Source organism: Aerococcus sp. HMSC10H05 (genome assembly GCF_001806975.1).
GTDB lineage: Bacteria > Bacillota > Bacilli > Lactobacillales > Aerococcaceae > Aerococcus > Aerococcus viridans_B.
On the sequence record NZ_KV786992.1, the window covers coordinates 56,786 to 77,709 of the forward strand.

Below are 20,924 nucleotides of genomic sequence, written 5' to 3' on the forward strand. Positions count from 1 at the left end.
CCTGGAGACCCAGTGTAATTTACTCACTTTGGTTAATGGCACCCACTTCAGCATCTGGTTCAACTATTTCTTCAAGAGCGCTTGTATCTTCAAAATCTTCATCTGCTTCACCGTCAATATGATCACCGTCACACTTGTTGACCCAAACGGACATTGACCCAGCATGTACTTTAAATACACCCGTACCATCCGCTTCAATGGTTACCGATCCTTCAACTTCACCCATTGCGTCTATCCACTCTTCTCCTGCGTGGAGTTCTCCTACATACATACGCTTCTTCGCTTGGTCACCATTGGTTGCGATAAAAGCGAGTCCGTTTGGATGTTCATCATCGCCAGTCCGGGTATAACCGATACAATTTTTATGGTCAAAATAATCATGTTGATCACCATAAGCATTTTCCCGCCTCAAAGCTAAAAGCTTATCTAAGGTCTCTTGGAAGCCTTTATACTGGATACTTTCGATACCATAATAATCGCCGTAGAAAATAGTCGGTAAACCTGATTGATGCAAGAGAATCAAGCCATAAGCAATCGGTTTAAACCATTCATCTACCCAAGACTCAAGGGCTTGCCCTGGCTGAGAGTCATGATTATCAACAAAGGAGACAGCTAAATCCGGTCGATCTTTCAAGAGTGAACCCTCAAGAAGTGAACCCATATCAAATTGATCCAAAGAAGTAGCTGCTTGTTTAAAGCGTTGATGTAAGGCCACATCAAATAGATCGATTTGATAATCCGTTTCCGCTAAATAATCGAAAAGCACACCAGTATTACTTTGCCAGTACTCTCCTATAACATAAATATCTGGATTACTTTCTCGTAAAGCAGATATTAACTGGTCAATAAAGGCAAAATCGATATGTTTTAAGGCATCCATTCTAAAACCATTTAAATTAAAAGAATCTAAGTACCAACGTGCCCATTTTAAGACTTCTTCTTGAACATAGGGATTATCATAATCAATATCCGAAAACATTAAGTAGTCGAAGTTACCGTGCTCACCGTCCACTTCTTCATTATCTGCCCACCCTTTATGCTCACCTTTAATCATAAAGATACCACTTTCACCTGTTCGTTGGTCAAAGTCAGTCCCAGAGAAGCAGTTAAAATCCCAAATAAAGTCTGAATACTCACCATTTCGACCTGGAAAAGTAAACTTAGTCCACCCTTCAATATCGCGCGCTTCACCAAGCTTTTCTTGCCGATTTGTTGGGTTCATTGGGTAGGCTTGGAATACTTCTGTTTCATCAGCCCCACCCTTATGGTTTAAAACAGCATCCGCTAACACCCAAATGTCCTGTTCATGTAAGGCATCAATTGCCGCTTGGTATTCTGCTCGAGTCCCGTATTTGGTACGAACCGTCCCTTTTTGATCGAATTCCCCAATATCAAATAAGTCGTAAGCGCCGTAACCAACGTCATTACTCGATTGACCTTTAGTTGCTGGTGGCATCCACACATGAGAAATCCCGATTGATGCCAAGTGTGCTGCATCTTCCGCTAACTTTTTCCATAAACTACCATCATCGGGTAAGTCCCACTCAAAATATTGCATTAATACACCGTTCATCACCATATCGTTAGCCCCCGCTTTCGCCTAATCTTAATGTCTATCCCTATTTTTTCACGACTCTATTTCACTTTCTTGCTTTGTGGATTGATTAGATTCAATATCACATTACAGTTATTATACCGAAAGTTTCTTCAATGAGATAATTTTAGGCCTTGCAAGCTACCACATTAATATTTTTAATCTTTTACTAGTTTATACGTCATAAGCCAGCAAAATACTGCAAGTATTTTTCAAAAATCTGTGACCCCTTCCAAAGTTGTGAAATCAATATAAATTAATGTAATATTTTAGGCATTTGGTCTTTAAATCTTCACAGAAGTCCGATAGAATAAAAATATTAGGTGAAATCACCATTGGCGTATATCGCTATAAACATTCCCGATCTTCGAAATACTTAAAATATAGATATAAAGGATGCCTAAAATGCGAAAACTATTGAAATGGGTTTTATTAGCATGCATCATGTTACTAGTTGGTAACCACGTTGAAGCGCGTGAATCCTCTACTGAACTAGGCAATGCTGTTAACGAAACTTTGTCTGAAACAACTGCTTACAAACAATCCACAACAATCGAACAGGTCACATCTGAACCCGCAAATACTGAAACGGTCATGTCGACCTTATCTTATGAAAATACGGATAACTTTTCTGGAACTTTCATTAAAAAGAATACTGCTTCTAGTAATAATGATACGATCTTACAAGTTGAAACAAGTAATGCCCAATCCGCTTACAAGGAAAATGGCGGCGAATGGCAACAAAGTTTAACGAATGATTCACATCTGAACCGTTTAAATGTCTTATCTCTAAATCAAATGCACAGTTTATTAACGACGCTAGATACAATTGGACAATGGACTGGGTCTTTAAATAATCAAACCGTTAGTTTTTCTGGTGAAAATGTGCAATTAACCAACTTATTAAACTCTTTTGTAAGTCAGTCTTACAATAATGATGCCAACCACCAAATCCAACTTGTGACTGATCGTTACACCAATGAAATTAGAGCAGTTGAATGGACGATTTCTGGTACTAGTCGTATCGACAATCAAGCAGTAACAACAACAATCGAAGTGAAATTATCGCAATTATAATTAAAGGAGCCTATATGAGCCGTTATTTGGTCGGAACAATCTTCGCCATTTTATGTATTTTAGTAAACGTATATATTGTCTGGAAGGGGCAAACTCCTGAAGGGATGACTGCTGCACAACAAGCCCGATTAAAGGTAGTCGGTGGCGTCTTATTACTATTGGCTTTCATTGCCCTCACATTTGGAGAGGCTTTAGGCCTACAATAAACAAAATAAATAATATTTTCTAAATAGACTATCTATTTGGACACAAAGAGGCCGGGAAGTGTATCCCGGCCTTTTACTTTTTCTTAAATCGTACGTTTATGATTGAATACTTGCTTAGATTCCTCAATTTTTTGCTTATTTCCAAAGACGACTAAATTATCTGCATCTAGCGCAGTTTGTATTTGTGCTTTGAAGGCAATTAGATCAGCTACTTTAGTATCCAAGGCTTGGCTTAAGCGTGCGTCTACCATATCTTTTGTCATCCCTCTGAAGTGGCGTGTCACCATCAGATTGTTCACGCTAGCCGGTGTTAATGGATAGTGGAAGCTAGTCATAGAGCCAATAATTAATTGTTCTAGATCATCTTGACTTAAACCTGGATTTTCTAAGAAGGCTGGTAAGTTTTGATATACCGCTACTGTCTTATCCACATTCGGGTCACGGTAAGAATAAGTGGTCACGTCCCCCGCTGCAGTCAGGCTTAAACCAGCACCATAAGCGCCACCTTTAGCACGAATATTTTCGTGTAAGTAATCTTTCGATAAAATATTGGCAAAAACGACATACCGGCCATTATAGTCTTCAACTGGCACAGGTCCCCCCACCGATACGTATTGTACATTACCGTTGGTTTGAATCGCCTCATGATAATGGTTGCCGACTAAGTCAAACTGGACATTTACAGGTTCAACACTATCGGCTGGTTTTGCTTGGTCAATGAAGTGGTTGACCTGATCAAGCAAGGCTGATTGATCTACACCGTCAGCTGTTAAACTAACTGTCAACATACGTGGATCCCATATTTTGCCATTCACTTCTCTCAATTTCTCGATAAAAGCATCTGCCTTAGTTGAGAAGTTTTCAATTAAATCCGTCATATGGTCATAGAATGTTAAACCAGCAATCACATCTTCATACTTAGCCGCTTGCGAGTAGAAAGACCGTAATCTAGAAATCGCCACCCGGTGACCGGCCCCTTCATACGACTGACTCATATTAAATTTCGTCCGTTGTAAGACATTTAAAATCCGTGCCTTATCAGAAAAGTCTGTAAATGTCATCGTATCTTGTAACAGTTCAAAACCACGAGCAGAATGGTCACCAATCGCCGCAAATGATGCCACTAACACTGGTACATAATCATCTTTGGAACCTTCACGGATAAAGACTTTAGGTCGCATAGAAATCCCAGCAGTCGCCTTCATCATTTCAATATCCATTTGACGATAATCATAATTATCTGTGTCCAATAACCCTAATAAAATCGCTAGATAGTTCACATATGGTAAATCTTCTGCTGTAATATGGTCTAACCGATAAGCCATCTGTACATAACGAATCCCTGAAGCATCTTGTTCATGGAAAAGGACTGGCACCCCTTGTTGACCAGTCAATACCTCTTCGGCAATCGCTTTTGTTGTCCGTGGTACATCAGAAATAGCTAATTTTGGTAAGGTTTTACGGGCTTCTTCTGTGTCCGGTGTATCTTGGTAGTTCCGCAATGCGTGGTTTTCCTCAATTAATGCTTGGATGTCTTGGTCAGTCATAGCCGCTTTTTCTGCAGCTAACTGGGCAGTTAATTGCGCATCTTGCGTTTTAAATAAGCCCGCTTTTGGTTGGTAAATACCCACTAGACTAGTAGCTGCATCCAACAAGTTGTCTTGAATCCATCTTTCATAGAAGTCTGTGTCCAACTTCGCTCTTAAATCATCGAAGTATTTTGAAAAATGCAAGACTTCAGTTGGGGACATGTCATAGCGCCAAGCCATAGTCATTTGAATTTCATAAGTAATCCCCTTCATCGCACCACCAGCTTGACGGGCTGCAAATTCACGAGTATTGATAACCCCTTCAAGAAGGTCGCGGTTGATGCCATTAGCTACTAGGTCATTTAAAGTTGCTTTAATCACTGCTAAAGCCTTGTCCTTATTCTCTGGGTTAAATTGTTTTAAAACTAAACCAAAATCTAGATAGTAGCCATCAGAACCCATCGCTTCAACTTCCTCTGCTAAACCAGCTTCAATTAGGGCTAAACGGATTGGGGCTGCTTCCGCTTCAATTAAGGCATCGCTTAAAATATTGGCCACATAGTTATCGGTTAAATCTGTTGATGTACCCACATGGGTCATGTAGGTCAAGTAAGAATCTTGTTCACTCGTTTTGCGTTCATCCGCGTTATAAAAGGCTTGATATTCGCGGTGACCTTCGGCTGTTTTAGGCAAGTCAAATTGAATTTTCTCATGATTAATTGTTGAGAATTCACTAAAGAAATCGCCGTTAATCTGACGCAAAGTGCGGTCAATATCAATATCCCCGTAGACATAGGCTAAAGCATTGTCTGGACGGTAATGATCAGCATGGAATTGTTTAAAGTTTTCAAAGGTCAAGTTAGGAATATCATAAGGATAGCCACCTGATTCATGGGCATAAGTAGAATTAGGGTGCATATTGGCTGTTACATCCTGCATAATAATGCGTTCTGCATCAGAATAAGCCCCACGCATTTCGTTATAAACTACCCCATTATAAATGATTGGTTCATCTACATCGAATAATTCTTTATGCCAACCTTCTTGACGGAAAATGTGTTCCTCAGTCATCATTTTGGGAAAGAAAACGGCGTCTAAATAAACATCCGTTAAATTATGGAAATCTTCCTCATTCATAGATGAAACTGGATAAATGGTCATATCTGAAAAAGTCATAGCATTCAAGAATGTATTCATAGACGTTTTCAACATAGTCATAAACGGATCCTTAGCTGGATATTTACGTGACCCAGAAAGTACTGAGTGCTCCACGATATGAGCTACACCGGTTGAGTCTTTCGGTGGCGTTTTAAAACCTATCCCAAAAGTACGATTTTGATCATCGTTTTCTACCCAAATCACTTGCCCCCCTGATTGTTCATGGGTGAAAGTGTGAACTTGGGCATTAGCATCTTGAATAAATTGGCTATCCACAAGCGTAAATCCGTGCATTTGGTCCCCTTTTTTCAAGTTGATTGTCATATCATAATCTCCTTATCGGTCATTTTCTTATTTCCATTTATTTTAACAGTTTTTGCGAGATTTTATTAGCTAGACCGCTTATTTGCTATAATAGAAAAAAACACACCATGAAAGGATGATTTTCATGACAGTCCAATTTTATGAAACACCAGATAATATTACTGCTGGTACCAGCCTAAAAGACCCTAACCAAGCGCTAGATGGTAATTTAGCCTTACACACCGGAGAGGATAAGATGATGGTTATCGCTAACCGTCAAGCACTAGCAGAAGCGTTACATGTAGATACCACTCAATTTGTTTTCGCTAACCAGACCCATTCCAACAAGGCTTACCAAGTGAAAGCTAACGACCAAGGACGCGGCACTAAAACAACTGAAGATGCAATAGACGATGTAGATGCACTATTTACTTACGAACCTGATATTGTAATTGGTGTGTTTACTGCAGACTGTGTGCCCATTTTATTTTATGATGAAAGTACTGGATTAATCGGCGCCATTCATTCAGGCTGGAGAGGGACTGTTCAAGACGTAATAGCTACGACTTTCGCTCAAATCAAAAGCCAACAACCAAATATCTATATGGGCAATATCAAAGCTATTCTTGGTCCATCTATCGCCCAAGAATCATTTGAAGTAGACCAAGATGTGGTAGATCAATTCAAAGCATTAGGTTATGCAGATGACTTTATTCGTTGGGATGATAAGCGTCAAAAATATTTGGTTGACAATCAAGCGACTATTGTTGAGCAACTAAAACGTGTTGGTTTCCTAAAAGAGCATATTACCAAGTCTAACCAAGATACGTTCACTATGACAGAGGGATTCTCCTACCGATTAAATAAAACGCCCGGCAGACATTTTTCTTTTATTACTAGAAAAAATGTATAAAGACATAAAAAAACCAGCTGTTGGGAGCCAGCTGGTTTTTTAGTATCTTTCAATTTGGGAGGAGAAAGATTTATGAAGAAAAGTTTGGTTTCTTTATTGGGTATGCTTATATAATAGGCCATACTTTTGAAGATATAATGAAGTTTTCAAAGAAAATTATGTTAAATATGTGCCCAATTTTTTAAGAATCATTTAAGGACTACTAGTAATTAGTCTTCTAGGGTTAGGCGATGAATAATATCTGAGTAATCTGGATATGCTTCAAGTAAATCAGATCGTTTAAATAATTCAAAGTCATCATATTCAAAGCCTGGACTAACCATACATGAAACTAAGGCATAGCTGTTATCTTCTTCAACGCTTGAGCCAAAAATCGTATTCTTAGGAACCACGGCTTGTAAAACTTGCCCTTTTTCTACATCTGTTCCAAGAGTAACTTGTTGGTAGTCGCCTTCAGGTGTAATCATATGAACAGTTAATGGGCTACCATAGTGGTAGTACCAAACCTCATCGGCAGTTAACCGGTGAAAACGTGAAGGATTATTGCTCGTTAACAGGAAATAAATGCTGGTGTATAAAGCACGTGGTTGCTGTCCTTCTAATTGAATAGTCTGATCAGATTTTAGAACCTGATAGAAAAAGCCTCCTTCTTCATGACCTGCCATATTATAGTGATCAATCCAAATTGATTTATCTTTCATTCATTGTCGCCTCCAAATATTTGCTTTTCACCTTCAATAGTATCTATTTTATCAGCACTTTGCACGACTTTTATTGAAGAACAAGATAAAGAGAAGCTCATTCTTACAAATATCACGAAAAAATAGTAAAAGAGAAGTCATAAAAAATCTAATGAATCATAACTTTATTTCAATTTCAAAGTGTACAAACAAGTACAAAAAATTTAATATTGTGAGTGTTTTATCATAAAGTCACGATTTACTTTACTAAAAATAGTAAATCTATAAATCTTAAAAATAATCGCCTGCATTCTATGGTAGTCTATCCTTGAGAGAAGATTTTCCTAGTATTGAAAAATGATGACAAGGAGTTAAGACATGAGCGATAAGCCTATTTCAACTTTTATGAACAAAATCGATGGTGCAGTTAGCAAAAAAGATACTCTTTTTGACCAATCAAAAACAAAATATTTGTTGAGGGCAATATATGCGGGGTTTTTCTTAACCTTACCAACCGCAATCGGCATGATACTTTGGGATGTCATTGCTTTAGACTATCCTCCTTTGGGTAAAATCACTTATGCCCTCATATTCCCCATAGGATTAGCAATGATTATTTATTTAAACGGTGAACTAGCTACTTCAAATATGATGTACCTCTTCACAGGTGCACATCGTCGATATTTAACATGGTCAAAAGCTTTAACAATCATCGTTATTTGTACGCTAATGAATTTACTAGGTGCTATTATTGTAGGTATTCTTATTGGCAATTCAAGTGCAGCACATTATTTTAATGCCGACTCAGCGCTAATGACAGTTATTAACGCTAAATTAGATAAAGATATTTGGACCTTATTCATAGATGGGATTCTTGCAAATATATTTGTAAATATCACCATCATGGGACAAATGAAAATGAAAGATGATACTGCACGCTTGTTCTTCATTATTGCTGTTATTTTTCTCTTTGTTTATGGTGGTTTTGAGCATATTATTGCAAACTTCTCCCTAATGAGTTTAGCTTTCTTCTCAGGTAATGAGATGAATTTAGTCGCTGTGTTGATGAATTGGACTATCGCCTTTATCGGGAATTTAATAGGTGGTGGTGTCATTATGGGGCTGGGTTATAGTTTCTTGAATAGTCATGATGCCCCTTATCTTGACTAACCGAAGTTCACACTGCCACTTCCTTAACTAGAATATATTAAAAATAGCCCAAGGGATATGAAAGCCAACGCTTATCCCTTGAGCTATTTTTGTATGCTAAATTTTATGCTTCTTCTGCAACCATTAAACTGAATTGACCGGTAAGTATTACCTCACTTAAACCACTTGGCAAGATAAAGGCATCAGCTGCTTTTACAGCCCAAGTTTTGTCACCAACCGTTACTTGCCCTTGACCATCAAGAACAGTACATAATTGGTACTTGTCAGATAAATTGATATGCAAATTATCCTCGACTGTCCATTTTGCCACAGAGAAGTATTCGTTAGTCCAAAATTCTTGGATTGATCCACCTGGTAATTCGGTTGTTCGTCCATCTGCTAAAGTATCTTGGTGAGGGAACATGGTCACATCCGCTGATTGTTGGATGTGTAGGTCACGTTCATTACCTTGCGCATCTTTACGTCCATAATCATAAACTCGGTAAGTTGTATTAGAACTCTGTTGTGTTTCTAGGATTAATACGCCACCACCAATAGCGTGGATAGTACCAGCTGGTACTGCGAAAAAGTCGCCAGCATGAACAGGTACCTTTCGTAAGAGTTGGTCCCACTCATTGTCCTCAACCATTTCTAGAAATTGTGCTTTGTTCCGTGCATTATGGCCGTAAATTAGGTAAGCACCTGGATCAGCATCCATAACATACCAACATTCAGTTTTCCCAAGATCATTTTCATGCGCTAGTCCATACGCGTCATCAGGATGAACTTGTACGGATAAGTCTTCTTTAGCATCAATAATTTTAATTAATAATGGAAAACGATCAGTCGCTTGACCTAGGAACAAGTCTGGATGTTGATGGTATAAATCAGAAAGTGTTAGACCAGCAAGAGATTCCGGTGATGTCACAACAGATTGCCCATGTTCATGTCCTGAAATGACCCACGCTTCTCCCGTTTGGTTTGATGGGATATCCAATTTAAATTGACTGCGTAATTTCTGCCCACCCCAGATTTTTTCTTCTAGGTAAGGCTTTAAGAATATGGGTCCTTGCATCATCACTACTCCTTGTCTTTTTTTCGGCGTTTAAAAGGATTTTTAAACAGATTAGCCAGGTTACTTTGTTGTGCGACAAATTTTTCTCGGGGCAGATACTTGCGCATTGCCCGCAGACTATCTTTAGCTTCATCAACAACAAATTCCAGGAGTTGCCCTTCATCGGTTTCAAAATAGAAGCCGCGGACATATCGTCCTTTGAAGAACATTTGCACGCGAATACGTGAAATGTTAACCCATGGAATTTGAATGAAGCCTGGTCCGTTCTCCTCACGAAATTCGACACCCTTATCGCCCACCATCAGTAAACCTGATTTGGGATCGATAGGATTAATCATCGCATTTGCTTTGGAGACGAACGTTACTTCAGTATTTAATTGAGCTGTCATCTTAACCCATGATTCCTAGTACGTAAAGCACGATACCGACCGCAAAGATAGAGAAAATCAAGGTAGTTGCGCTGACTTTACGTTTTAATAAGTACATACATAATAAGGTTAATAGTAACGGCATCATACCAGGTAATAATTGGTTAAATACATCACCTAATGTTGTTTGGGTTGTTGTATTCACTAACTGACCTGATGAAATTTGATTAATCACATCACGGAAGCTATCTGCAGTGACGTTATTGTTATTAGCTGCTTGAACTAAACCATCAAAGTTTACAATAGTGTCTTCTTGATTGGTTACTTCAGAAATGACTCTTGGGAAATTCATTGTTGTCCAACGAGGTACCAATACCCCCATAACGAACATCCCTAGAATAGATGCCCCAACAGTGATTTTTTGAATAATCCCACCAGATAAGTCTTTTGTAATTTCAGAACCGGCACGGTAACCTAATTCTTGAGTATACCAAGTGAAGGCTACACGGATTAAGTTCCAAAGTACAAAGAATAGAATCGGTCCAAGCATCGATTGACTTAAAGCAAGTGATGCAGCAAAAGCACCAATTACTGGACGTAAAGTACCCCAGAAAATTGGGTCACCCACACCAGCAAGTGGTCCCATCATACCAACTTTAACCCCTTGGATGGCTTGGTCTTCAATATCTGTACCATTGGCCTTTTCTTCTTCCATAGCTAAAGTTACCCCTAAAATAGGTGCTTCAACATAAGGGTGAGAGTTAATGAATTCCAAGTGACGTTGTAAAGCTGCTGTACGTTCTTCTTTACTTGTATATAATTTTTTGATTGCTGGGGCTAGTACATAGGCCCAACCAACGTTATGCATACGTTCGTAGTTCCATGAAGCTTGAACGAAAGTTAATCGCCAGTTTGCAATTATACGGTCTTTTTTCGTTAATGATACACGCTTTGTTACTTCTTCGGTCATGTCTTCCCCTCCTTAATAATCTTCTAAAATGGCATCTAATTGGGCCTCAACTGAACCTGAACCACCAGATCCTGAACCGCCACCGCCATTAAATTGTGGAGATAATTCAATGTAGATAAGTGCTAAGGCAACACCGATAATACCCATTGCCACTAAGTTTAATTCTGTTACAGCTGCTAACGCAAAGCCAATAAAGAAGAATGGCCATGTCGTTTTTGTTGCCATCATGTTGATAACCATTGCGTAACCTACAGCAACGATCATACCACCACCAACAGCTAAACCACCTGTAATCCAGTCTGGAATAGCAGCTAACGCACCTTGCACAGCTGAAGCTGGTAAGGCTAAAGTAGCGATTGCTGGAATCATTACACGTAAACCTTGTAAGGCTAAAGCCATCATATTTGCAGATTCAACACCGCGAATAGAACCTTTTTCCGCTTGAGCATCCGCATAATGCGCCAAACCTACTGTCATTGTACGAACGAAGATTGTTAATACTTGACCAACGATTGCTAAAGGCACTGCAATTGCAATACCTTCAGATACAGAAGCACCTTTAGTTAATACTAAAATACCTGCGATTACACCTGCTAGAGCGGCATCCGGCGCTTGCGCTGCCCCGATATTCATCCAACCCAAAGCGATTAATTGTAATTGACCACCTAATAGTAATCCTTCTGTTAAGTTACCTGTTGCAAGACCAATTAATGTACAAACAAGAATTGGTTGGTGTAATTGGAAAGAGTCCAACACACTTTCAAAACCAGCGAATAATGCAATAATACAAATAGCTATAGCTGAAAAAATTGAAATATCCATCTTTCTGTCGACCTCCCTTTTAAATTAAATCATGATTTTTCAACAGTTTGTCTAAGTTTTCATCTGAATCTGCTGGGACTTTACGCACATCAAATTTAACCCCTAGGTCTTTTAATTTTTGTAAAGTTGCTACATCTTCTTCGTCTACAGACAATGATCTTGAAATCATTGTTTTCCCTTTAGTGTGGGCCATTGACCCTAAGTTAACTTCCTTAATATCTACACCAGCTTCAATTGCTGCTAATACGTCTTGTGGAGTTTCAAATAATAATAATGCCTTTGTATTACCAAAACGTGGATCTTTATCAACTTCAGCTAGTTTAGATACTGGAATAGTGTTTGCACGAATACCTGATGGTGCAGCTTGTTGAATCAATGATTTTCGCATATCATCTTTAGCTACTTTGTCAGATACGACAATAATACGGTTAGGATTTACTGAACGTACCCAACCAGTAGCTACTTGCCCATGTAATAAACGTGTATCTACACGCGCTAGTACATACTTGATTTTGCCGTCGCCTAACACTGTACCCGGTTTTAAGGTACCTACTTGCGCTTCTTCGCCTTCCTCATTAGCTACCTCAGCTGGGGCATCAATACCTTCACCTAGCGCTTCAGGTTTTACACGAATACCTGCCACATCTCTTGTTAAAATGTGTTTGGCAACATCTGCTACTTGGTCAGAAGCAAAGCGTTGTCCCAAAGCTTCCAAGAGCATCGGTAGATTTAATCCACTTACAATTGCCGTACGTTCTGGCATTTCTTCGTGAATTGCATTGGCCTGGTTGAATGGTGACCCTCCCCACAAATCAACTAAAAATAGAATTTGTAACGTATCATCGAAAGATTCGACTGCTTCCAAAAGGTGGGCACGTAAATCATCTGGCCCTTCTTCAGGCATAAAGGTCACTGCTTGCAGATTTTCTTGCTCTCCGAAAATCATCTCAGCAGATTGTTTAATGCCTTCAGCGAACTTACCGTGACTCGCTAAAATAATTCCTATCATCCTATTAAACCTCCCTAAATAAAATTTGGACACCTGTATCCGTTTCCAAGTATATAAGTAAAATCTTCCAAATACAATCATAAAATACTAAAGAAAATCAGGATTTTTGTCAAAATCCGTCATTTTTTTGCAAAAGATTGCGAATGACTAGACTTTAAAACAATTAAACAGACTCTTTTACTCAAAAAATAGTTATAAATGCTGTTAAATCAGTTTTTTTCTTAACATGTTGTATAAGTTATAAAGTTTGCAAATTTTTCTTTTATCTTTCGATTAAAGTTTTCTCATATATATCAAAAAATGGGCAAAATCAGATTTTGTATAGATTCTGTACTTTGCGCATAATTCATTCCTTGTATAAAATAATACCAAATCTAACCAGAAAAGTCATTTCACCCTACAATGATGACAGAAAATATGACACTGATCTTGACATACCTATTACTTAATCTACTGACCATACTTCTTCAATAGGGATTTCTACTTCTAACTTTGTCCCATCAAAAGTTTCAGCAATAAATGTTTGGACTTCATCAGAATGGTATAAAGCACTTAGTTTCTGTAGATTTTCGTCATCTTCATTACCGGCTGCAGTAGCAATCACATTAATTGTGCCATTTGCATGCTCATCTAATTCTTCCACATAAATCGCATCTTTCGTAACATTTAATCCTGATTCTAGGGCAATCGTATTCCCTATGACCGCCAGATTTAAATCAGGTAAACTACGGGCTAATTGTAATTCATCTACCTCAATAAATTCTAAATTTAGGGGATTTTCTGCGATATCGTTGATTGTTCCTGCATTAGGATCAAAGTCATCCACTAAAGTAATGATACCAGCACCTGCAAGTACCGATAATTCACGGGCTTGACTAGCACTATTAGTAGAAATTCCGACTAAATCTCCCTCAGCCACCTGATCAATGGCTGTATATTGATCAGAGTAAATTCCCATGGGTTCTCGGTAAGTTGTCGCAATTGGTACTAGTTGGTTGGTTGAATTTTCATTGAACGTTTCCATGTAACCTAGATTCTGAAAGGCGTTAGCATCTACCTCGCCTTCAGCCGTTGCAGTATTCGTTTGAACCCCATCACCATCAATTGAAATCACTTCAATCGCTAAACCTGCTTCTGTAGCTGCATCTGACTCTGCTATATAGTCCCATATTTCTACATCCGACCCCCGTGACGCAACAGATATCTGATCCAACTCTGCTGATTCACCATTGCCACATGCAGCTAGGAAAAAGGTAGCTCCTGTTATCAACCATAAAGCTTTCTTCATCATTTATTTCTCCCAAAACTTTATTTAAAGCCATTACTGCCATCTTAACATGTCTAATTAGATAGCTAGTTTATGCATAATCACTCAAGAATAATCGATAAAAGCGATGATTGAGTGAATAGGAGGATAAGTAAATCTATACACAAGCAAAAAAAGGTCTGCGATATTGATACCACAGATCCTTTTCCCTTGAAGATGATATTTATTTGTTTAAAGCTTTGATACGTTCAACAGCTTCTGCAGTTTTTTCGTATGTATTGAAGGCTGTTAATCGGAAGTAGCCTGCTCCTGAAGGTCCAAAACCAACACCAGGTGTCCCAACAATTTGAGCATTTTCTAGTAGAAAGTCAAAGAAGTCCCATGAATCCATGCCTTGAGGTGTTTTCAACCAAACGTAAGGGGCGTTCACACCACCAAATACTTCATATCCTGCTGTTTCTAATCCTTCTTTGATTAGGCGAGCATTGCGACGGTAGTAAGCTAACATTTCTTCAATTTGCGCTTTTCCTTCTTTAGAATAGCTCGCTTCTCCTGCACGTTGCACGATGTAAGGTGCACCATTAAATTTCGTTGAAACACGACGTTTCCAAAGATCTAATAAAGATACCCCATCAATTTCTAGCTCTTTTGGAATAATGGTTGCGCCTAAGCGTACACCAGTAAATCCAGCTCGTTTTGAGAATGAACGGATTTCAATCGCACAAGTACGTGAACCAGGTAATTCAAAAATGGAATGTGGTACATCCTCTTCGGTAATAAATGATTCATACGCTGAGTCAAAAATGATAATGGCATCATTTTCGTTTGCCCAATCCACCCATTTTTGTAAGTCAGCTGTATTTAAGGTTGTCCCTGTAGGATTATTTGGATAGCAAAGGTATACTAAGTCAACTGGCTCCTCAGGTAAAGCTGGTTTAAAGTTATTTTCCGCTGTGGCTGATAAATAAACTAAATCAGACCATTTACCAGTTTCTTCATCATAGTCACCACCACGTCCAGCCATGATATTCGAATCAATATACACTGGGTAAACTGGGTCTCCAACAGCAATTTTGATGTCTGGACCAAAAATTTCTTGGATATTTGAAGAATCAGATTTAGCACCATCAGAAATCACGATTTCATCCACTGCTATATCTGCACCACGTGCTGCAAAGTCATTCTTTTGAATAGCTTCTCGTAAAAAGTCATAACCATGATCTGGCGCATACCCTTTGAAAGTGGCAGCATCCGCTTGTTCGTCAACAGCCTGGTGTAAAGCTTCAATAACTGCCGGTGCTAAAGGTAGGGTCACATCACCTACACCTAAACGAATCACGTTTTGATCTGGATGTGCTTTTTCATAAGCTTCTTGACGACGTTTTACTTCTGCGAATAAATAAGAGCCTGGTAATCGTTGGTAATCTTTATTAATTTGGTTCATAAAAAATCTCCTCTATATGATATATACTAATTTTTTAATCACTTTCACGCCATCTTCAACTAACCGAGGATTAACGAAATGGATAATCTTGGTCGGCTCCAGCATTTCGGAAACCACCTTGATTTAAAATCTCATTATATAGAATTCGGCGGACATCTTCATCGGTCAGCTGCTTTGTATCCGTCACCTTAGGTTGTGTATGTTGACGATTATACGTATTGTAAATTGCTTGAATACTCATGCCTTCATTTAAATAATCTTTGATTTCTAATAATCGATCGACATCATTCAAGGAATACATCCGACGGTTTGTTTCTGAACGTTTTGGCTTAATTAACTTTTGCTCTTCATAATAACGTACCTGTCTGGGTGTCAAATCTGTTAGCTGTACAACTGTCCCAATTGGGAAAACTGCTAGTGTACGTCGTAGCTCTTTTTCCTTCATGCCAACTCACCTTCATTCTTTTTTAATTGTGTTTTAATCTCATGTTATATTACTTGACATATTAAGTCAATCATAATTTTGATTAATTTCATATAGAAATGATTTAAAGAAAAATGCGTTAAAAACGCTTGAATAATAGATTATGAGTACGTATAATGGAAAGAATTGATTTTTTTCAATGTGTTATCAGTTATTAAAGGAGTGCTACCAACAGTGAACAAGCAAAATTTTTCCCCTAAACAACAGTCTAACACCACTAAATCAACCCAACATTATGCTAGAAGAGGCATTTACTTAAGCATTGTAACTTATATCATTATTTCTACTACTAAATTAATTGTTGGTTATAGCTTTAACTCTGATGCTGTATTTGCTGATGGTTTAAATAACTTTACTGACTCTTTCACATCCATTGTATTACTTGTGGGGATGATTTTATCTCAGCGTCCTGCTGACCATAACCACCGTTACGGTCACTATAAAATCGAAACCCTTACAACCCTCATCATGTCCTTTGTCATTCTGTATATCGGGATTACCGTAACCATTGATTCAACTACTGCTTTGATCAATCAAGAGTACGCCACACCAACTGTGATCAATGCTATTGTTGGTTTAAGTTCAGGTTTTATCATGTCAGGCGTATTTTGGTACAACAACCGTCTAGGTAAAAGATTGAATAGCCCTAGTTTAAAAGCCTCTGCTAAAGATAACTTATCGGATGCGCTGACTTCTTTCGCCACAGCGCTATCCGTTGTCCTTAGTCGTACTGGCATCGTTTGGTTAGATGGCGCTATGGCTATTGTTGTTGGGTTAATCATCATTAAATCAGGTTACGATATCTTCAAAGAATCTGCCTTTTCACTTTCAGATGGCTTTCCTCAAGAAGCATTAACTACTTATCGCGATATCGTTGAAAAAATCCCAGGCGTACAAGCCGTATCTGATATTCGTGGCCGCAATTATGGTGCTAATGTATATATCGACATCACCATCTTGGTTGATCCAAATATCAGTGTCCAAGCAGGTCATGATATCACGGAGCGTGTAGAAATCGTCTTACAAGATACGCAAAATGTCACCGCAACCGATGTTCACGTCGAACCTTTCAAACAATAAATGGGTAAAAACACCTCGATTAACTGACCTAACATCAGATAATCGAGGTGTTTTTCTTTTTCAATTAGATGAAAATTTAGTTGCTCTTTATTATGATGCTTCTTGAATAGCTTTAATTAAATTATCTGCAGCTTGACCAATAATTTCTGGTGTAGTCGCTAAGTTAATGCGGATATGCGTTTCATCCGTTTTAGTTGGCCAATATAAACTACCGTAATTAACGCCTAAACGTGCCTTTTCTTGTACTACATGTTTTAAATTATCTGCTGAAACATAAGCGCCCAAATCAAGCCAAGCTAAATAGGTACCTTGTAAATCAGCAATAGTCACTTTGGGTAGAGCTTCTTTTAATTTATCTTTTAATAATAGATAGTTATCCCAAATGACCTGATTCACCCCTTCTAACCAGTCAGCACCATAAGTATAAGCTGCTTCTGCCCCGATATAACCAGCAGGTTGTCCAACTGTTAAGTGGATACTATGTAAGTAAGCATCTAATGTTTGGCGTAAGGTATCATTTGGTACGACTATGAATGAATGGTTTAAGCCCGCTAAATTAAATGTTTTAGATGGTGAGGCAAAAAGCACATATTGATCAAAGTCTGGGTCAATCGTCCCCACAGCAACATGTGTATGTCCAGGCATAATTAAGTCACGGTGGATTTCATCAGTAAATAACAATACACCATATGTTTGGCACAGTTCAACAACTCGTGTAACCTCATCTTTAGTCCAAACACGACCAGTTGGGTTCTGCGGTGAACAAAATAGAAATACTTTAATATCATCATCTTTAAAGGCTGCTTCCAGTGCATCAAAATCCATAGTATAACCTGTAACATCATCTCCTAATAGATCTTGCATCACTAAAGTCCGGTTGGCTTCTTCAATTACCGTACGGAAAGGATTATAAACAGGATTTTGAATTAAAATTTTATCGCCTTCTTCAGTAAACGCTTGTAAGCCAAAGGCGATCCCTGTACAAACCCCCGGTGCAAATCGATACCACTCTGCCTTCGTTTCATAATTGTAGTGCGCTTTCGTCCAATCTACAATAGCTTTATAGTAAGTTTCTGGCACTGAGTAATAACCATAATATTGCTCTTCAACAAAAGCGCGCAAAGCAGCTTGAATTTCTCTTGCGGGTGCAAAGTCCATATCCGCAATCCAAACAGGCAATAAATTATCCTCGCCAAATTGTTGAGGCAAGTCATGCCACTTCATTGCTTTAGTGTTTGAACGATCTGGGCTATAATCTTTTAAAATATCTACCATTTTCCTGCCTCCTATAATTGTTTACCCTTATCTTTGTTATGCTCATTCTATCATACTCCTCAACTGTTTGATAAAAGGGACAATCGTTTACTTTTAATCGTTTTAGCCTATCAAAAAAATAACTTCTAATAGCTGTTACTTGTTGGAAGAGATTTTTCTTGTTAAAATGTAAGCGTGTACAGATAATTTGAAGTAACTTACATTTGGAGGCTTTCGCATATGACAAATCTATTAATATTAGTGTCCCATAGTCAAACCATCACAGAAGGTTTAAAAGAATTGCTTGAAACCATGGTACCTGATGATAACAATACCTTTTCAGTCATATCTGCAGGTGGTACCGATGATGGTGAGATAGGTACATCCGTAAGTAAGATAACAGATGCCATTTTTGCCAATTCGGATAAAGAAATCTTCATCTTTACGGATATGGGGTCTGCCGTCTTATCTGCTGAAACTGCCCTAGACTTCGTCGAAGATGACCTAAAAGCCCATGTTCATTTAGTTGAAGGTCCTCTTGTAGAAGGTGCTTACATAGGTGCTGTTCAATCGACGATCAACCGGACACCAGAGCAGATTTTAGTAGCCATTAAGGAACAAAGCTAAGCATTCTCACGTGTGCTTATATTATTTAAAATTGTTGATGATAACTATATTGTCTAATCCCTAAGGAGGTTTTTTCATGAAAAAAATTATCAACCAGCCCGGTGATGTTGTCAGCCAAATGGTCAAAGGTTTAGCCAGTGCCCATGCGGATATTCTTGCCCAAGTGCCAGATACTCAAGTCCTATACCGGACAGTAGAAACGCCTGATATTGTGGGTATTGTTTCTGGTGGTGGATCTGGACACGAACCGAGTCACGCAGGTTTCGTCGGTAAAGGGATGCTATCAGCTGCCGTTTCTGGAGAGGTCTTTACTTCCCCAACACCAGACCAAATTTTAGAAGGGATAAAAGCTGCTGATAATGGGGCTGGTGTCTTCGTAGTCATCAAAAACTATACCGGAGATGTGATGAACTTTGAAATCGCTCAAGAATTTGCGGAAGCTGAAGGTATTGAAACCGCCGCAATCATCGTGGATGACGATATCGCTATGGAAGATTCTACTTATACTGCCGGTCGCCGCGGGATTGCCGGAACAATCTTCATGCATAAAATCCTAGGCTACTACGCAGATCACGGTAAATCTCTAAGTGACTTAAAAGCCATTGCAGAAAAGGTGAATGACAATCTTAAATCTATCGGTCTTGCTTTGACAGCTGCAACCGTTCCTGAAGTAGGGAAACCAGGTTTTGACATTGCAAATGATGAATTTGAATATGGTATTGGGATTCACGGAGAACCAGGTTACCGTCGTGAGAAAATCAAGCCTGCAAAAGAAATGGCTGCGGAATTAATTGGCCGACTAAAAGAAGAATTCAGCTGGTCAGCTGGAGACCGTTTCGCTGTATTGGTCAATGGGATGGGGGGTACTCCATTAATGGAACTTTACCTATTCTGGAATGATATTCAAGAACAGTTGGCAGATGAAGGGCTAGAAATTGATTTTGTGAAGGTAGGAGACTTGATGACCTCACTGGAAATGCAGGGGGCGTCTCTAACCTTGCTAAAAGTCGAAGATACTGACTGGGTACAAGCACTACAAGCACCGGTAAATACTGCTGCCTGGGGATAGTTTAGTTAAGAGAGGATGTCATATATGGATGTAAATGAAACAATGACTTGGTTAGACCAATGGTTTGACCGTTTAATAGAAGAAAAAGCTTATTTATCTGATTTAGACCAAAAAATCGGTGACGGAGACCACGGTAACAATATGGCTCGCGGTGCAGTTGCGACTAAGGAAGCCTTAAAAAATAAACAACCTGCGGATGTATCTGCTCTTTTTATGACTGTTGCACAAACCCTCATGAGTAAGATTGGTGGTGCATCCGGTCCGTTATATGGTTCTGCTTTCCTAGCTATGGCAACAACAGCTAAGAACTCAGATAATATCGCGGATATTTTTGCAGCTGGGTTAGATAAAATTCAACAAAGAGGTAAAGCAGAACCTGGTGAAAAAACGATGGTTGATATTTGGCATCCGGCAGTTGAAGCCCTTAAAGCTAATAGCTTAAATCAAGAGGTTTTAGATGAGGCTTCTGCTAAAACGACTGAGCTTAAAGCAACAAAAGGTCGTGCTTCTTACTATGGGGAACGGTCTATTGGTGAACCGGATCCAGGAGCCGAATCAAGTAAATACTTATTTGAAGCCTTAATCCAGGCAAATGTTTAATCGTTATTACAAAACCCCTTCTGACATTTTGGTGTCAAAAGGGGTTTTTATATCATTTATGGCCTTTATAATAATGGTTTTTTCATCAAAATAGGAATTCTCAAGCGTATCGTTGAAACAAGTCATTCTTCAACATCGTGCGATATTCACATCAATTAACTCAATACAATGACGGGCGCCCTAGAACTTGGTTCATCCATGTAATGAATTACACGGTTTTCTCAAAGAGTACCTTTTAATAAATTA

The 20,924-nt window shown here is 38.7% G+C and carries 20 protein-coding genes; 8 read left to right on the plus strand and 12 right to left on the minus strand.

Annotated features, from left to right (window positions below; all coding sequences use genetic code 11):
• Nucleotides 1–19: 19 nt before the first annotated feature.
• Nucleotides 20–1,576, minus strand: coding sequence for an alpha-amylase (locus tag HMPREF3116_RS06435; protein WP_371440307.1), 1,557 nt, complete (start codon nucleotides 1,574–1,576; stop codon nucleotides 20–22).
• A 423-nt stretch (nucleotides 1,577–1,999) separates the two neighbouring features.
• Between HMPREF3116_RS06435 and HMPREF3116_RS06440 the strand changes: the two genes are divergently transcribed.
• Nucleotides 2,000–2,671 carry a hypothetical protein gene (locus HMPREF3116_RS06440; RefSeq protein ID WP_070468508.1) on the plus strand — a complete coding sequence of 224 codons (672 nt, stop codon included), beginning with the start codon at nucleotides 2,000–2,002 and terminating at the stop codon, nucleotides 2,669–2,671.
• A 14-nt stretch (nucleotides 2,672–2,685) separates the two neighbouring features.
• On the plus strand, nucleotides 2,686–2,877 hold the full coding sequence (locus HMPREF3116_RS06445; RefSeq protein ID WP_070468511.1) for a hypothetical protein: 192 nt from the start codon (nucleotides 2,686–2,688) through the stop codon (nucleotides 2,875–2,877).
• A gap of 83 nt (nucleotides 2,878–2,960) precedes the next feature.
• Here HMPREF3116_RS06445 and HMPREF3116_RS06450 read toward each other — a convergent pair whose 3' ends face one another.
• The gene (locus HMPREF3116_RS06450; protein ID WP_070468513.1) at nucleotides 2,961–5,888 is read right to left on the minus strand and encodes an insulinase family protein; all 2,928 of its coding nucleotides are present in this window, start codon (nucleotides 5,886–5,888) and stop codon (nucleotides 2,961–2,963) included.
• Between the two features lie 124 nt (nucleotides 5,889–6,012).
• On the opposite strand from HMPREF3116_RS06450, the gene pgeF reads away from it, so the two are divergent.
• Complete coding sequence (gene pgeF / locus HMPREF3116_RS06455) at nucleotides 6,013–6,780, plus strand: peptidoglycan editing factor PgeF (RefSeq protein ID WP_070468515.1); 768 nt, start codon at nucleotides 6,013–6,015, stop codon at nucleotides 6,778–6,780.
• 209 nt (nucleotides 6,781–6,989) lie between these two features.
• On the opposite strand, the gene HMPREF3116_RS06460 is transcribed toward pgeF, so the two are convergent.
• Nucleotides 6,990–7,481, minus strand: a complete 492-nt coding sequence (locus HMPREF3116_RS06460; protein ID WP_070468517.1) for a cupin domain-containing protein — start codon at nucleotides 7,479–7,481, stop codon at nucleotides 6,990–6,992.
• Between the two features lie 357 nt (nucleotides 7,482–7,838).
• Between HMPREF3116_RS06460 and HMPREF3116_RS06465 the strand changes: the two genes are divergently transcribed.
• On the plus strand, nucleotides 7,839–8,630 hold the full coding sequence (locus tag HMPREF3116_RS06465; RefSeq protein WP_070468519.1) for a formate/nitrite transporter family protein: 792 nt from the start codon (nucleotides 7,839–7,841) through the stop codon (nucleotides 8,628–8,630).
• 103 nt (nucleotides 8,631–8,733) lie between these two features.
• On the opposite strand, the gene HMPREF3116_RS06470 is transcribed toward HMPREF3116_RS06465, so the two are convergent.
• The 8 genes from HMPREF3116_RS06470 to HMPREF3116_RS06505 all read right to left on the minus strand — a co-directional run bounded on the left by HMPREF3116_RS06470 (nucleotide 8,734) and on the right by HMPREF3116_RS06505 (nucleotide 16,009).
• Nucleotides 8,734–9,684: a type I phosphomannose isomerase catalytic subunit gene (locus tag HMPREF3116_RS06470; RefSeq protein ID WP_070468521.1), complete on the minus strand. Its 951-nt coding sequence runs from the start codon at nucleotides 9,682–9,684 to the stop codon at nucleotides 8,734–8,736.
• A 5-nt stretch (nucleotides 9,685–9,689) separates the two neighbouring features.
• Nucleotides 9,690–10,073, minus strand: coding sequence for a DUF956 family protein (locus HMPREF3116_RS06475; protein WP_070468523.1), 384 nt, complete (start codon nucleotides 10,071–10,073; stop codon nucleotides 9,690–9,692).
• A 1-nt stretch (nucleotide 10,074) separates the two neighbouring features.
• Complete coding sequence (locus HMPREF3116_RS06480) at nucleotides 10,075–11,022, minus strand: PTS system mannose/fructose/sorbose family transporter subunit IID (protein ID WP_070468525.1); 948 nt, start codon at nucleotides 11,020–11,022, stop codon at nucleotides 10,075–10,077.
• Between the two features lie 12 nt (nucleotides 11,023–11,034).
• Complete coding sequence (locus tag HMPREF3116_RS06485; RefSeq protein WP_070468526.1) at nucleotides 11,035–11,844, minus strand: mannose/fructose/sorbose family PTS transporter subunit IIC; 810 nt, start codon at nucleotides 11,842–11,844, stop codon at nucleotides 11,035–11,037.
• Nucleotides 11,845–11,863: 19 nt separating this feature from the next.
• Complete coding sequence (locus HMPREF3116_RS06490; RefSeq protein WP_070468528.1) at nucleotides 11,864–12,853, minus strand: mannose/fructose/sorbose PTS transporter subunit IIA; 990 nt, start codon at nucleotides 12,851–12,853, stop codon at nucleotides 11,864–11,866.
• 445 nt (nucleotides 12,854–13,298) lie between these two features.
• Nucleotides 13,299–14,141 carry a MetQ/NlpA family ABC transporter substrate-binding protein gene (locus tag HMPREF3116_RS06495; RefSeq protein ID WP_070468530.1) on the minus strand — a complete coding sequence of 281 codons (843 nt, stop codon included), beginning with the start codon at nucleotides 14,139–14,141 and terminating at the stop codon, nucleotides 13,299–13,301.
• Between the two features lie 202 nt (nucleotides 14,142–14,343).
• The gene (locus HMPREF3116_RS06500; RefSeq protein ID WP_070468532.1) at nucleotides 14,344–15,564 is read right to left on the minus strand and encodes an LL-diaminopimelate aminotransferase; all 1,221 of its coding nucleotides are present in this window, start codon (nucleotides 15,562–15,564) and stop codon (nucleotides 14,344–14,346) included.
• Nucleotides 15,565–15,634: 70 nt separating this feature from the next.
• Nucleotides 15,635–16,009: a MerR family transcriptional regulator gene (locus tag HMPREF3116_RS06505; RefSeq protein ID WP_070468534.1), complete on the minus strand. Its 375-nt coding sequence runs from the start codon at nucleotides 16,007–16,009 to the stop codon at nucleotides 15,635–15,637.
• Nucleotides 16,010–16,222: 213 nt separating this feature from the next.
• Between HMPREF3116_RS06505 and HMPREF3116_RS06510 the strand changes: the two genes are divergently transcribed.
• Nucleotides 16,223–17,128, plus strand: coding sequence for a cation diffusion facilitator family transporter (locus tag HMPREF3116_RS06510; protein ID WP_070468535.1), 906 nt, complete (start codon nucleotides 16,223–16,225; stop codon nucleotides 17,126–17,128).
• A 90-nt stretch (nucleotides 17,129–17,218) separates the two neighbouring features.
• On the opposite strand, the gene HMPREF3116_RS06515 is transcribed toward HMPREF3116_RS06510, so the two are convergent.
• Nucleotides 17,219–18,403, minus strand: a complete 1,185-nt coding sequence (locus HMPREF3116_RS06515) for a MalY/PatB family protein (RefSeq protein WP_070468536.1) — start codon at nucleotides 18,401–18,403, stop codon at nucleotides 17,219–17,221.
• A 219-nt stretch (nucleotides 18,404–18,622) separates the two neighbouring features.
• Between HMPREF3116_RS06515 and dhaM the strand changes: the two genes are divergently transcribed.
• From dhaM to dhaL, 3 genes are all read left to right on the plus strand, one after another.
• Nucleotides 18,623–19,009 carry a dihydroxyacetone kinase phosphoryl donor subunit DhaM gene (gene dhaM / locus HMPREF3116_RS06520; protein WP_070468537.1) on the plus strand — a complete coding sequence of 129 codons (387 nt, stop codon included), beginning with the start codon at nucleotides 18,623–18,625 and terminating at the stop codon, nucleotides 19,007–19,009.
• A 76-nt stretch (nucleotides 19,010–19,085) separates the two neighbouring features.
• Entirely contained in the window at nucleotides 19,086–20,078 is a 993-nt protein-coding gene (dhaK, locus tag HMPREF3116_RS06525; protein ID WP_070468538.1) for a dihydroxyacetone kinase subunit DhaK, read from the plus strand.
• Between the two features lie 24 nt (nucleotides 20,079–20,102).
• Entirely contained in the window at nucleotides 20,103–20,678 is a 576-nt protein-coding gene (gene dhaL, locus HMPREF3116_RS06530; protein ID WP_070468539.1) for a dihydroxyacetone kinase subunit DhaL, read from the plus strand.
• The last annotated feature ends 246 nt before the right edge of the window (nucleotides 20,679–20,924 follow it).

Coding starts and splice junctions, on each gene's coding strand:
- pgeF (WP_070468515.1), top strand. CDS start 6,013: ATGACAGTCCAATTTTATGAAACACCAGATAATATTACTGCTGGTACC.
- HMPREF3116_RS06490 (WP_070468528.1), bottom strand. CDS start 12,853: ATGATAGGAATTATTTTAGCGAGTCACGGTAAGTTCGCTGAAGGCATT.
- HMPREF3116_RS06485 (WP_070468526.1), bottom strand. CDS start 11,844: ATGGATATTTCAATTTTTTCAGCTATAGCTATTTGTATTATTGCATTA.
- HMPREF3116_RS06445 (WP_070468511.1), top strand. CDS start 2,686: ATGAGCCGTTATTTGGTCGGAACAATCTTCGCCATTTTATGTATTTTA.
- HMPREF3116_RS06500 (WP_070468532.1), bottom strand. CDS start 15,564: ATGAACCAAATTAATAAAGATTACCAACGATTACCAGGCTCTTATTTA.
- HMPREF3116_RS06460 (WP_070468517.1), bottom strand. CDS start 7,481: ATGAAAGATAAATCAATTTGGATTGATCACTATAATATGGCAGGTCAT.
- HMPREF3116_RS06480 (WP_070468525.1), bottom strand. CDS start 11,022: ATGACCGAAGAAGTAACAAAGCGTGTATCATTAACGAAAAAAGACCGT.
- HMPREF3116_RS06470 (WP_070468521.1), bottom strand. CDS start 9,684: ATGCAAGGACCCATATTCTTAAAGCCTTACCTAGAAGAAAAAATCTGG.
- HMPREF3116_RS06475 (WP_070468523.1), bottom strand. CDS start 10,073: ATGACAGCTCAATTAAATACTGAAGTAACGTTCGTCTCCAAAGCAAAT.
- dhaK (WP_070468538.1), top strand. CDS start 19,086: ATGAAAAAAATTATCAACCAGCCCGGTGATGTTGTCAGCCAAATGGTC.
- dhaM (WP_070468537.1), top strand. CDS start 18,623: ATGACAAATCTATTAATATTAGTGTCCCATAGTCAAACCATCACAGAA.
- HMPREF3116_RS06465 (WP_070468519.1), top strand. CDS start 7,839: ATGAGCGATAAGCCTATTTCAACTTTTATGAACAAAATCGATGGTGCA.
- HMPREF3116_RS06495 (WP_070468530.1), bottom strand. CDS start 14,141: ATGAAGAAAGCTTTATGGTTGATAACAGGAGCTACCTTTTTCCTAGCT.
- HMPREF3116_RS06440 (WP_070468508.1), top strand. CDS start 2,000: ATGCGAAAACTATTGAAATGGGTTTTATTAGCATGCATCATGTTACTA.
- HMPREF3116_RS06515 (WP_070468536.1), bottom strand. CDS start 18,403: ATGGTAGATATTTTAAAAGATTATAGCCCAGATCGTTCAAACACTAAA.
- dhaL (WP_070468539.1), top strand. CDS start 20,103: ATGGATGTAAATGAAACAATGACTTGGTTAGACCAATGGTTTGACCGT.
- HMPREF3116_RS06450 (WP_070468513.1), bottom strand. CDS start 5,888: ATGACAATCAACTTGAAAAAAGGGGACCAAATGCACGGATTTACGCTT.
- HMPREF3116_RS06505 (WP_070468534.1), bottom strand. CDS start 16,009: ATGAAGGAAAAAGAGCTACGACGTACACTAGCAGTTTTCCCAATTGGG.